This window comes from Aliivibrio logei (assembly GCF_001691055.1).
Taxonomy (GTDB): Bacteria; Pseudomonadota; Gammaproteobacteria; order Enterobacterales; family Vibrionaceae; genus Aliivibrio; species Aliivibrio salmonicida.
This window is the reverse complement of sequence record NZ_MAJU01000072.1, coordinates 1-202: the sequence shown is the minus strand read 5'-3', so window position 1 is coordinate 202 and position 202 is coordinate 1. Positions and strand designations below refer to the sequence as shown.

Sequence of the window (202 nt, the reverse complement as noted above, 5' to 3'; positions counted from 1 at the left end):
AACTGCTCCATCCCGCGTCCGGATGCCATTGTTCAAAGTACAATGGGAACTTTATTTCCAAATTCAACTTTCGAGAAGAAACTTACGTTTCTTAAGAAGAAAATGGAGCGACACACGAGGCTCGAACTCGTGACCTCAACCTTGGCAAGGTTGCGCTCTACCAGCTGAGCTAGTGTCGCATGATCAACGCTATAAAAGCATT

1 tRNA gene is annotated in these 202 nt (G+C 45.5%); it reads right to left on the bottom strand.

Annotation, left to right across the window (positions count from 1 at the left end):
• Positions 1–103 precede the first annotated feature (103 nt).
• Positions 104–179: transfer RNA gene (locus A6E04_RS20860), tRNA-Gly, on the bottom strand.
• Positions 180–202 lie beyond the last annotated feature (23 nt).